This window comes from Collinsella ihumii (assembly GCF_030385545.1).
Lineage (GTDB): Bacteria > Actinomycetota > Coriobacteriia > Coriobacteriales > Coriobacteriaceae > Collinsella > Collinsella ihumii.
Map to the genome: position 1 here is coordinate 183,755 of NZ_JAUEIQ010000004.1, position 11,823 is coordinate 195,577.

An 11,823-nucleotide genomic window follows, 5' to 3' on the forward strand; every position below is an offset into this window, starting at 1 on the left:
AAACCACCGGTCCGGTATATGGGAGGGACATCATGAAGCAGTACACCGTAGCGATTCTCGGTGCGACGGGCGCCGTGGGCACGCAGATGGTCCAGTGCCTGGAGGAGCAGAACTTCCCGGTGGGCAAGCTCAAGCTGCTCGCCAGCGCGCGCTCCGCGGGCAAGAAGGTCGCTTTCGCCGGCGGCGAGGTCGAGATCGAGGAGGCCCGCCCCGAGGCGTTCGAGGGCTGCGATATCGTGCTGGGCGCCGTCGATGACGATATCGCGCGCGATATGCTGCCGAAGGCCGTCGAGGCGGGTGCGGTCGTGGTCGACAACAGCCACGCGTTCCGCCTGGATCCGGATGTGCCCCTGGTCGTTCCCGAGATCAACGCCGAGGACATCTCCTGGCATCATGGCATCATCGCCAACCCCAACTGCGCGACGATCATCGGCCTGGTGCCCACCTGGCCGCTGCACAAGGTCGCGGGCGTGACGCGCATGATCGTGTCGACCTATCAGGCCGCCAGCGGCGCCGGTGCGCCGGGCATGGCCGAGCTCGAGGCGCAGATTGCCGCCATGGGCCGCGGCGAGGCCATCCCCGAGCCTCGTGCGTTCGCGGCCCAGCTCGTGAGCAACCTCATCCCGCAGATCGGCGGCTTCAAGGAGGAGGGCTACACCTCCGAGGAGATGAAGCTGCAAAACGAGGGCCGCAAGATCATGCACCTGCCCGAGCTGCGCGTGAACTGCACCTGCGTGCGCGTTCCGGTGCTGCGTTCGCACTCCGAGAGCGTCACGCTCGAGTTCGAGCGCGACATCACGCTCGAGGAGGCGCGCGAGGCCTTGGCTGCCGCCCCGGGCGTGAAGCTCGTCGACGACCGCGAGGCGGCGAGCGCGCACGACCGCTATCCCATGCCGATCGACACGTCCGACCAGGATCTGATCTGGGTCGGCCGCCTGCGTCGCGACATCTCCAATCCGAACACGGCGCGCGGCATCACGTTCTGGTGCTGCGGCGACCAGATCCGCAAGGGCGCTGCCACCAACGCCGTCCAGATCGCCAAGCTGCTGACCGAGTAGCCGCATCCAATAACGGGGCGAACCTTTGGGGACAGTCCCTTTTTGCTCACGACGGCGCACATGCGCCGTCGTGAGCAAAAAGGGACTGTCCCCAAAGGTTCGCCCCGTTTAGGTTCGGTTAAAGTACGGGCGCTATCATTATCGGTTACTGAGTTTTCATACTGCGTTGGGATGGGTTCGGCGTATGGCTACGAGGTTGTTGCTCGCGGAGGATGAACGCGGTCTGTCCCGCGCCCTTACAGCGATTCTCGAGCACGATGGCTATGAGGTGCAGCCGGTATTCGACGGCTAGGAGGTGCTGCAGGCGCTGGTCCAAGAATCGTTCGATGCGGCGATTCTCGACATCATGATGCCCCAGATGGACGGCATCGACGTGCTGAGTCGCGTCCGTGCGCAAGGCGTTCGAACGCCCATCATCATGCTGACGGCGAAAAGCGAGATCTCCGACAAGGTGCTCGGGCTGGACTCCGGTGCTAACGACTACCTCACCAAGCCGTTTGCCGCAAAGGAGCTGCTCGCCCGCATCCGCGTGCTCACGCGCACGTCGACGGCGCTCGACGCGCAGATGCTCGCGGTGGGCAACATCAGGCTCGACCTCGCCTCCTGCATGCTCGCGGGTCCTGCCGGCCAAGAGCATCTTCCCAACCGGGGGTTCCAGCTCATGCGCGTGCTCATGGCGCACCCCTCCCGCAGGTTTCCCACCGAGCGCCTGTGGGCGGACGTGTGGGGCGACGATGCGCCCCAGGAGCTGAGCGTGGTGTGGGTGCACATCTCCCACCTGCGGAAGCGCTTGGCTGCCGTCGGCGCCGACCAGTGCATACGCGCCGCGCGCAACCAGGGCTATTCGCTAGAGCCGGAAGACGGCACGTGCTCGTGATCGGCCGGGGGAAGCGCAGCGGATTCACCCAGCGCCTGAGGCGCCGATTCATCATGGGCGCGATGGCGGCCGTCACGCTGGTGCTTGCCGCCATCATCGCCGCCATCAACGTCGCGAGTTACCTGTCGGTGTGCCAGCAGGCTGACGGGCGCCTCGCCTACATCGCCAGCTGCGAGGGGCTCGTGCCCTATGCGTCGGGAGAAAAGCCCGGCAAGGACCGGGAGCGCGAGCTGAAAAGCGATCTCGCTAAGTACGGGCTGAGCGTCGAGATGATGTTCGAGCTCCGCTATTTCACGGTCGTCGTCAACGCGGACGGCTCGATGAGCGAGACCTATACCGACCGCATCGCCACGGTGGACGATGACGAGGCCCGTCAGCTGGTGCAGGCGCTCTCGCAGCAGGGGCGCACCAGCGGCTTTTCCGATGCGTACCGGTTCCGTGTGGTCGATGCGCCGTCGACATCCGGCGACGGCGGCGGACGCATGTACATCCTGCTGGATTGCGGGCGCGACCTGTCGAAGTTCTGGGGAACCTTCGCGATGAGCCTGGTGGTCGGCGCGGCGGGCCTGCTGCTGGTCTTGCTGCTGGTCATCATGTTCTCCCATATTGTGCTCAAGCCGGTGGTGGAAAGCTATGAGAAGCAGCGGCGGTTCGTGATCGATGCGAGCCACGAGATCAAGACACCGCTTGCGGTGGTCGATGCGGCGAATGAGGTTCTCAAGATCGAGCATGGCGAGGACGAATGGACGGAAAGCATCCACGAGCAGGTCGAGCGCCTCTCCGGTCTGTGCGAGCAGCTCGTGATGCTGAGCCGTATGGACGAGGGAGGAAGTCGTCTGAACGTGCGCCAGGTCGATATCGCAAAGGTCGTGCGCGAGGCGGCAGTGCCGTTCGAGACGCTGGCGGGCGCGCGCGGCAAGCGTCTGGAGGTGCGCGCGCCGGGGCATCTCGACTATCGCGCGGATCCTGAGGCCGTCGCGCGCGCGTTGGGCCTTCTGCTCGACAACGCGACCCGTTACGCGAGCGAGGGGTCGACCATCGAGCCCGTTGCGGAGGGCGGCGTGCGCGGCATCGTGCTGAGCGTCTCCAATCCGGTCGACGAGGCGCCCGAGGGCGACCTCAACCGCCTGCTCGAGCGCTTCTACCGCCCCGATTCGTCGCGCAGCTCGTCGACGGGCGGTTCGGGCATCGGCCTGTCCACCGTGCGGGCTATCGCCGAGGCGCACGGCGGCAGGGCGAGCGTGTCATACAGCAAGGGCGTCTTGACGTTCAGTATGCGTCTGTAGCGCAGGGGTTGATTGGGGACGGGTTCGTTCCAACCCATGGGCGGCCGCGCAGGCCGCCCATGGGTTGGAACGAACCCGTCCCCAATCAACCCCTGCGCTACCTTTTCTCAACTTAAAGTTGCGCGTTCGCGTGCATGTAGTACCGGACATTCAGAAACAATAGGACCAGAGGCTCGCGCACGCTGCATTGCAGGCTCACGCGTGACGGTCCACGACCCGCCGTGTCGATGTCATCCCAACACTCAACGCCGCATCGACCGCGAGCCCTCTTCCCCCTGATACAGAAAGAAGCTCTATGGATTTCTGGATGAATGAGAATAAGCCCGTGGAGATCGAGGTCGCGGGCAGGCGATACGCGCGCCGCGCCATCAAGACGCATTTCGTGCAGATCGGTGAGAGCTATATCGACTTGGTCAAGCGCTACGTGCTGCCCCTGTGGCAGCCGGGCGACCTGCTGAGCTCAAGCGAGAAGATCATCGCGTTGTGCCAGAAGCGCGTCGTGTACAAAAAGGACATGCCGGTCGGGAGCCTGGCGCGCTTCCTCTCCCGCTTCGCCTCGTCCTCGACGGCCGGTATCGGTGTGAACAGCCCCTACAAGATGCAGTTCGCCATCAACGAGGTCGGCGCGGCGCGCGTGATCTGGGCGGCGGTCTGCGCGGGCGTGGGCAAGCTGCTCGGGCACCGGGGCGTGTTCTACGAGATGGTCGGCCAGGAGGTGTCCGGTCTCGACGGGTTCTACGACCATGAGTTCGAGGAGTGCGGCGAATACGGCATCCGCATCCCCGCGGAGCCCGACTGCGTGTGCGACGAGGTCGAGGCCGAAACCGGCGTGCAGATGATGATCGTCGACGCCAACGACCTCAACGTCGAGATCTTGGGGCACGCATCGTCCGTCGACCTCGACGAGGATATGCTCAAGGCCCTCATTGCCGACAACCCCGCAGGCCAGTCGCGCGAGCTCACGCCGTTCATCTTGATCCGCCCGCTGCCCGAACGCTGATCGCCAGCCGCTCCGGCCCGTTCCGTCCCGTGCGCCATCTGGGGTGCGCGCGTGCGTCGGGAAGCGGGCCGCCGTGATGTCACATCGCTGGTATCACCCGGCCGGAATGCACGGAATCGCAGGCAATTCCGTGCATTCCGGCCGGGTGATACGTTGATGGTTGCATCAAGAGCCCGCACATGGCGAGGGAATCGAATCGCGGGTCGAACGCGCCTCGGTGATGACCGTGCTCCCTGCGGCGGAAGGCCTGCAAATTGTCCGCCGCCCTTCTCGGGGCACTGTGCCACAATAATCGCGTTTGTGTAGATGCGCGGGGGAGCGAAGACGATGTCGGTTGCAGCGACGATGCCTATCATGATCACGCAGGTGGTCGCCATGTTCATCATGATGCTGATCGGGGCGATTCTGTATCGCGCCAAGCTTGTCGACAACACGGGCTCGGCGCAGCTGGCGAGCATCGCCCTTTACGTCGCCACGCCCGCCGTGATCCTGCAGTCGCTCGCCACGAGCTTCGACCCCGACAAGCTTGCGGCGGGCGCCGCCTGCTTCGTACTGTCGTTCCTGTTCACGGCGCTCTCCGCTTTCGTGGCGTGGCTGTTCTTCCGCGATCGCATGCGCGCCGCGCAGATCGGCATCATGATTTCCAACATGGGCTTCATGGGCATCCCGCTCGTGCAGAACGTCCTGGGCGAGCAGTACGTGTTCTACATCTCCGCGTGCATCGCCGCTCAGGTGCCGCTCATGTGGACCTATGGCGTCTGGCTCGCCTCGCAGGATAGGGCGACCATCTCGCCCAAAAAGATCATCACGAACCCCTCGGTGATCGCGGTGGCGATCGGCGTCGTCCTGTTTTTGAGCTCGGTCGACCTCGGGGGCGTCATCAAGGTCGCCGTGGCCGACATGGGCAACCTCAACACGGGCCTCGCGATGCTCGTGATGGGCACCTACCTCGCGCAGACCGACCTGCGCAGCCTGGCGAGGAACCGAAACCTCTATGCCGCGTGCATCCTGCGCCTGCTGGTGGTGCCGGCCCTCGTCATCGCGCTTCTGCTGTTCGTGCCGCTGGATATCACGGTGAAGCTCGTGGTGGTCATCGCGCTGTCTGCGCCGTGCGGCACGGTGTCGGCGATGTTCCCGCAGATGTTCGGCGGCGACTACCGCTTCGGCGCCGGCTTGGTCTCGGTGTCCACGCTCATGTCGCTCGTCGTCATGCCCGCACTGCTCGCCGTGAGCCTTGTCGTGCTGTAGGTGCCCGCACGATGGCTGCGGGCAGCGAGGCGTACCGTAAAGGCGATGCTTCGTTGGTCTTGCATACGCACAGCCTTGATCGAGGGCCCTTTGCTTTCAGTGGGTCGACTGCTCAGGCGGCCTCAAATTGTATATTCCCATCAAGAAACTGCATAAAAATCCGTTTTGGGCAAAACCCATAGAGGAAGTAGGTTGAGTTTGGTGCGATTTTTGAGGCAGCTTTCCCCACATGCGCCACACCCCTCAGCATTTCCGCAGGAAACAACTGGGCAAATGTCGAGGGGTGCGGCGCATGTGGGCAGAAGGCACCGAAAAATCGCACCAAACTCGATATACACGTTTTTCGGGGGCGCCCCGAATCCTCATCCCGCAAACAGCCCCGCGACATCAAGGGGTGCCGCGGGGCTGTCACCCGAACGCCCTCGTCGCGCTACTCGACGCTCTTCAGCGCCTCGATCATGTCGATGCGGTTGAGGGTGCGGTTGGTGATGAGGTTCACCACGAGCGCGAACACGAGCGGCAGCACGGCGGCTATCACGTAGCTCACGGGCGTCACGACGGTCAGGAAGCTGATCGAGGGCATGCGCAGCACGTGGAGCAGCGCATCGCCCAGGACATAGCCGAGCGGCAGGCCGCATACGATGCCGATGCACGTGAGGATGATGGTCTCCTTGTTCACGTAGTGGTGCACCTCGCGCGGACGGAACCCGAGGACCTTGATGGTCGCCAGCTCGCGCTCGCGCTCGGAGATGTTCGTGGTGGACAGCGTGAACAGCACGGCGAAGGCGAGGGCTGCGGCCATGCCGAGGACGATGGCGACCACGGCGTTGATGAGCATGAACGACTGGCTGAAGTCGTCGGCGAGCTCGTCGGTGCTCGTGACCGAGAGGTAGCAGGAATCGTCGCTCATTTCGTCATAGAGGCTTGCCGCGTCATTGGCGCTGCTGCAGATCACGAGCATGCCGTTGGGGGCGAAGCTCCCGTCCGAGGCAAGGGCGGGGGCGTCGTCGCCGAACGCCGCGCGATAGGCGGTCGCGCTCATGTAGACGTAGTTGCCCAGGTAGTTGCGGGCGATGGCCGCGGTCTCGATGTCGGCTTGGTTGAGCTGGGAATCCTGCAGCAACAGCGTGTCGCCGACGGCGAACCCGAGCACCTCGGAGGCGTTTTGCGTGATGACGGCGCCCTCGTCGGGAAGGTCGATGCTCGCCGAGGTGTCGCGCGAGGTCACGCCCATGAATTCGGAGAGCTTGTCGGAGGTGGCGTAGTCGTCGGGCACGACGATGAGTTGCACGGTCTCCTCGTCCTCGCCGTATTTGAGCGTCGTCGAGTCGAGATAGATGCGGACCATGCTGTCCACGCGGGAGTCGTCGGCCACCTCGGCGGCGACGGCGTCGTGATTGCCGGATTCGGTGACCGCCATGAGGTCGTAGTGCGCGATGCGCTCGTACTGCTCGGGAACGAGCTCGGCGACCGAATCCTTGATGGCGAAGCCGCAGACGATCAGCGCCGTGCAGCCCATGATGCCGGCAACGGTCATGAGGAAGCGGCGCTTATAGCGGAAGAGGTTGCGCGCCGTGACCTTGTTCAAAAACGACAGGCGGCTCCAGATGAAGGGGATGCGCTCGAGAAGGATGCGCGAGCCGGAGCGCGGCGCCTTGGGGCGCATGAGCGCGGCGGGGGTGCGGCGCACCTCGGAGCGGCAGGCGAGGTAAGCGGTGCCGGCGATGGCGACGATGAAGATGAGCGAGCCGCCGAACCCGTAGAGCGGATCGAACAGGAACGGGTAGCTCGGCAGCAGGTACATGATGTCGAATACCCAGAAGATGAAGGCGGGCAGCGCGATGAAGCCCAAGAACAGGCCGACGATGCAGCCGGCGGCGCACGCGGCGAGCGCGTAGGTCAGGTACTTGGCGAAGATCTCGCCGTTGCGGTAGCCCAGCGCCTTGTAGGTGCCGATAAGACCGCGCTCCTCCTCGACGAGGCGCGTGATGGTGGTCAGCGACACGAGCACCGCGACGATCAGGAACACGATGGGGAACAGGGTGCCGATGGCCTCGATGGAATCGGCGTCGCTCGAGATGGAGGAATAGCTCGACAGCGATGAGCGCGGCTGGACGTACCAGGTCGCCGCGTCGATGGCGTCGATATCCGCCTGCGCGTCGGCAAGCTCGGCTTCGGCGTCGGCAAACTGCTCGTCCGCCTCGGCGCGGCCGTCCTGCCATTCGGCGAGGCCGTCTTGATACTCGGCGAGGCCGTCCTCGTAGTCCGCCCGGCCCTGATCGAGCTCGGCCTGGGCGTCGACGAGCTCGGCGCGGGCGTCAGCGAGCTGCGCGGCACCCTCCTCGAGCTCGGCACGCGCCGACGCGAGCCTCGCCTCGAGCTGCGCATATGCTGTGGCGCGCCCTTCCGCGAGCTGCTGCTCCAAGGTCTGTTGCGCAGCTGCCCGCTGGTCGGCGATGGTCTGGTCGAGCGTGGCGAGAGCGGAGGCGTACTCGGCCTCCATGCGGGCATCGAGCTCCGCCTGCGCGGCCGCGCGCTGCTCCTCGATCTGCTGCTTCAAGGTCTCGAGGGCGGAGGCGTACTCTGCATCGAGCTTGGAATCCAGCTCGGCCTGCGCGGCTTCGCGCTGCTCCTCGATCGTCTGCTTGAGCGTGTCGAGCGCGCTTCCGTACTCTTCCTCCATGCGTGCGTCGAGTTCGGCCTGCGCGGCCTCGCGCTGCGCTTCGATCGTCTGGTTCAGCTGGTCCAAGGCCGCTTGGTATTCTGGAGCGATGCGCTCTTCGATCTCCTTGATGCCCTGTTCGCGGGCGGCCTCGATGGGGGCGTATGCCTTCTGCTTGGCGGATTCGATTTCGGCGTTGACGCCATCGATGCTCGCCTGGATCGTGGCGGCCTGCTTCTGCTCGCTCGCCAGCATGCTGTTGAGGGCGTCGAGCCCTCCGACCTGCGAATCGAGGATGTTGAGCGTAAGCTGGTGCGCGGCGCGCTGCTCTTCGAGTTCCGCCTTCGTCGCCTCGTAGCCCTCATCGTTGGGGTCGAGGGCCGCAAGCTGGGCGTCGATGCTCTCGATGCCGGCGAGCGCCTCCTGGTAGGAGGCGATGTTCCCGCTGGTCTGCTCGATGGCCGCCTGGATTTGCTCGAGCTGCGTGGTAAAGGACTGCAGGATGTTGTAGGCGGGAGCGAGCTTCTCTTCCAGCTCCGCTTCGGCTTGGTCGCGGGCGGGCTGGAGCTTCTCATCGAGCTGGGTGATGGCGTCGGCGCGCGCGGCGTCGAACTTCTCGTCGATGGTGGCCTTGCCCTGCTCGTATCCCGCCTCGATCTGGGCGTCGAGCTCGGCCTGAGCCTCCTGGCGCGCTGTGTCGAATTGGCTGTCGAGTTCTTCGAGGCCCTGCTGGTACCCCGCCTCGATCTGGGCGTCGAGCTGGTCTTGGGCTTCCTGCCGCGCCGCGCCGAACTGCTCGTCGAGCTGCGCAAGCCCGGTCTGATAACCCTCCTCGATGCCTGCATCGAGCTGATCTTGGGCCTCCTGGCGCGCCTCATCGAACTGGCGGTTCAGCTCGATGAGCCCGCTCTCGCGGCCTGCCTCGATCTGCTCGTTGAGCGTCTTCTGGGCATCTTCGCGGGCCTGGGCGAGCTCTGCTTCCACCTGGGCGCGGCCCGTGGCCTCGCCGTCGGCGAGCTGGGCGCGGCCGTCTGCAAGTTCCTGCTCGCTCGAGGCGATCTGCGCCCAGCCGTCATCGAGCTGCGCCTGCCCGTCGGCCAGCTCGTCCGCGGCATCTGCGAGTTGCGCCGCCGCGTCGTCCAGCTCCGCCTTGCCGTCGGCCAGCTCCGCCTCGGCATCGGCGCGCTCCTGCTCGTACTCGGCGCGCGCGTCGTCGAGCTCTGCCTGGGCATCGCCCTTGACGCGCGCCGTGCGCGCGGCCTCGCGGTCGTCGCGGATGGTGTCCTCGATGCGGTCGGTGACGGCGCGGACCGCTGATGTGTACTCGTCCGAGAAGCACGCCATGCCCTCGGTGCCCTCGAGCGTGAGGTAGGCGACCGTGTAGGAGTCGGTGTTCTCGACGGCGCCCGGGGCCACGATGAACGTGTAGTCGGACGTGGAGCTCGAGCGGAACGACAGCTCGGGGTTGTTGACGTCGGACGCGTCGATCACGATGCCGCAGATGGTGTAGGGGTGGCGCGCGAAGATCGCCTCGTCCGCGTTCTCCGCCTCGTCGATCTCGACGGCGTCCCCGATGTCCAGCCCGCTCGCGTCGATGAACTTCTGCGTGACGGCGACCTCGTCGGCACGCTGGGGCAGCGCGCCCTCGACCACATGGGGGACGTTCAGGCCCGATTCCGACAGCGTCTTGACCTCGACCGACGCATGGGAGCCGTCCACGGTCGTGTAGGCGGTCTCGCTCCAGCCGCCCTCGACGCCGGCGACGCCCTCGACGTCCTCGAGCGCCGCGAGATCGTCATCATCGAGGCCGAGGGTCGAGAGCACCTGCACGTCGAAGAGGTTCTGCTCATCGAAGAAGCGGTCGGCCGCTTCGCGCAGATCGGAGCACGATGCGCGCAGGCCGCAGAACATGGCCACACCGAGGGCGCAGATCACCGCGATGGAGACGAAGCGCTTGAGGTTGTTGCGTATCGTTCGGGCAGTATCCTTGCGGGCGGCTGTGGCCATCATGTCACCTGCCTACCACTCGATATCGGCGATGGGGGTGGGTGCGGGATTGGTGGTCATCTCCGTCACCTGGCCGCTCTTGAACCGGATGAGGCGGTCGGCCATGGGGGCGAGCGCCGAGTTGTGCGTGATGATGACGACAGTGATGCCGTCGTGGCGACAGGTGTCCTGCAGAAGCTGGAGGATCTGCTTGCCGGTCTGGTAGTCGAGCGCGCCGGTGGGCTCGTCGCACAGCAGCAGCTTGGGGTTCTTGGCGAGTGCGCGCGCGATGGCCACGCGCTGCTGCTCGCCGCCGGAGAGCTGGGCGGGGAAGTTGTTCATGCGCTCGGCGAGCCCGACGTTGGCGAGGGTGTCGGCCGCATCGAGCGAATCGGGGCAGATCTGCGCCGCGAGCTCGACGTTCTCCAGGGCCGTGAGGTTGGGCACCAGATTGTAGAACTGGAACACGAAGCCCACGTCCGCGCGCCGGTACTCGACCAGCTCGGCGTTGCTCGCGCCGGAGATGTCGCGGCCGTCCACGCGCACGGTGCCCGACGTGGCCGTGTCCATGCCGCCCAGGATGTTCAGCGCGGTGGTCTTGCCGGCGCCGGAGGCGCCCAGGATGACCGCGAGCTCACCCTTCTCGACAATGAACGTGGCGCCGTCGAGCGCGTGGATCTCCGCCTCGCCCTGCCCGTAAACCTTGTGCACGTCGGTGAACTCGATGTATGCCATGAGCGTTTCAGCTCCTCAGATTACTCGACAGCGTGTTGTCTAAACATCACTTGCATCTAGTATAGAAGAGGAGAAAGGCGGAGGGGAGAGCTGCTCGACATTCCGGCAGGGATTGTCGAGTCGCCGAACCGTTGCCCGATAGTCAACGTGGCGAAACACTCCGTTTACAGTGATACGGTAGGGTGGTGGTAATAAGGAATGCATGGAAATAAGCGGCATTAAGGAAGATCGATGAGAAAACCGTCGCAGGCAGCGGAGCTCACGCGTGCCAACATGACCAAGGCGTTTTGGGATCTGTACATGGTGAAGCCCATCGAGAAGATCACCATTCGAGAGATAACCGACCATGCGGGCTATAACCGCGCGACGTTCTACCTGTACTATCGCGACGTCTACGACCTGTTCGAGCAGATCGAGGACGACATTCTCGATCAGGTCCGTACGTTGGTTCAGGACCGCCTGCTCGCAGGGGATACGCTCGACTTCAGCCATCATATGGGCATGATTCTGGAGCTCGCCCAGCGTTTTGACGGATACCTGCCGCGGCTCATGAACGGCGACCCGAGCTTCGGCGACCGCCTCAAGGAGATCATCGCGCCGCTGCTCGACCGCTTCATCCTGCCGGAATGCGGCCTGAGCGAGGCGGAGCAGGGCGTGCTGCGCGAGTTCTATCTGTCCGGGCTGCTGGGGGCCATCACGCAGTGGATGTCGTCTGAGCGCCGCATGCCCATCAATCGCCTGATCGAGCTGCTGGTCGCGGCCGCGATTCCGTGCGAGAGCGTCGCTCGGGCGTAGGCGCGCGGCTGCTGCGCCCGAGCGGCGCCGGTGTGGGGTGCGCAATCAGAGGGAGGGGGTCAATGACACAGAATGGGCGATTTGGCACGCTAAAAGGGGTTAATAAACGCTCTTAGCGTGACATTTTGCCCATTCTGTGTCATTGACCCCCCTCCCTCTTGTGCCTCCGAGCGTGA

8 protein-coding genes are annotated in these 11,823 nt (G+C 64.9%); 6 read left to right on the top strand and 2 right to left on the bottom strand.

Annotation, left to right across the window (positions count from 1 at the left end):
- Positions 1-32: 32 nt before the first annotated feature.
- From QVN30_RS05700 to QVN30_RS05720, 5 genes are all read left to right on the top strand, one after another.
- Positions 33-1,058: an aspartate-semialdehyde dehydrogenase gene (locus QVN30_RS05700; protein WP_087201107.1), complete on the top strand. Its 1,026-nt coding sequence runs from the start codon at positions 33-35 to the stop codon at positions 1,056-1,058.
- A 295-nt stretch (positions 1,059-1,353) separates the two neighbouring features.
- Positions 1,354-1,935 carry a response regulator transcription factor gene (locus QVN30_RS05705; RefSeq protein ID WP_289835745.1) on the top strand — a complete coding sequence of 194 codons (582 nt, stop codon included), beginning with the start codon at positions 1,354-1,356 and terminating at the stop codon, positions 1,933-1,935.
- On the top strand, positions 1,926-3,221 hold the full coding sequence (locus tag QVN30_RS05710; RefSeq protein WP_289835746.1) for a sensor histidine kinase: 1,296 nt from the start codon (positions 1,926-1,928) through the stop codon (positions 3,219-3,221). The genes QVN30_RS05705 and QVN30_RS05710 overlap by 10 nt, the downstream gene beginning before the upstream one ends.
- Positions 3,222-3,528: 307 nt before the next feature.
- Positions 3,529-4,221: a hypothetical protein gene (locus tag QVN30_RS05715; RefSeq protein WP_289835747.1), complete on the top strand. Its 693-nt coding sequence runs from the start codon at positions 3,529-3,531 to the stop codon at positions 4,219-4,221.
- Between the two features lie 345 nt (positions 4,222-4,566).
- Positions 4,567-5,469, top strand: coding sequence for an AEC family transporter (locus QVN30_RS05720; protein WP_289835748.1), 903 nt, complete (start codon positions 4,567-4,569; stop codon positions 5,467-5,469).
- Between the two features lie 430 nt (positions 5,470-5,899).
- On the opposite strand, the gene QVN30_RS05725 is transcribed toward QVN30_RS05720, so the two are convergent.
- Positions 5,900-10,141 (bottom strand): FtsX-like permease family protein, encoded by a 4,242-nt coding sequence (locus QVN30_RS05725; RefSeq protein WP_289835749.1) that lies wholly within the window; start codon positions 10,139-10,141, stop codon positions 5,900-5,902.
- 9 nt (positions 10,142-10,150) lie between these two features.
- Positions 10,151-10,852, bottom strand: coding sequence for an ABC transporter ATP-binding protein (locus QVN30_RS05730; RefSeq protein ID WP_289835750.1), 702 nt, complete (start codon positions 10,850-10,852; stop codon positions 10,151-10,153).
- A 231-nt stretch (positions 10,853-11,083) separates the two neighbouring features.
- Here QVN30_RS05730 and QVN30_RS05735 point away from each other — a divergent pair, with 231 nt between their 5' ends.
- Positions 11,084-11,647 carry a TetR/AcrR family transcriptional regulator gene (locus tag QVN30_RS05735; RefSeq protein ID WP_087201113.1) on the top strand — a complete coding sequence of 188 codons (564 nt, stop codon included), beginning with the start codon at positions 11,084-11,086 and terminating at the stop codon, positions 11,645-11,647.
- Positions 11,648-11,823 lie beyond the last annotated feature (176 nt).

Excerpts from the sequence above, each read along its gene's own strand:
- QVN30_RS05700 (WP_087201107.1), top strand. The coding sequence starts at position 33 with ATGAAGCAGTACACCGTAGCGATTCTCGGTGCGACGGGCGCCGTGGGC.
- QVN30_RS05715 (WP_289835747.1), top strand. The coding sequence starts at position 3,529 with ATGAATGAGAATAAGCCCGTGGAGATCGAGGTCGCGGGCAGGCGATAC.
- QVN30_RS05720 (WP_289835748.1), top strand. The coding sequence starts at position 4,567 with ATGCCTATCATGATCACGCAGGTGGTCGCCATGTTCATCATGATGCTG.
- QVN30_RS05725 (WP_289835749.1), bottom strand. The coding sequence starts at position 10,141 with ATGATGGCCACAGCCGCCCGCAAGGATACTGCCCGAACGATACGCAAC.
- QVN30_RS05730 (WP_289835750.1), bottom strand. The coding sequence starts at position 10,852 with ATGGCATACATCGAGTTCACCGACGTGCACAAGGTTTACGGGCAGGGC.
- QVN30_RS05735 (WP_087201113.1), top strand. The coding sequence starts at position 11,084 with ATGAGAAAACCGTCGCAGGCAGCGGAGCTCACGCGTGCCAACATGACC.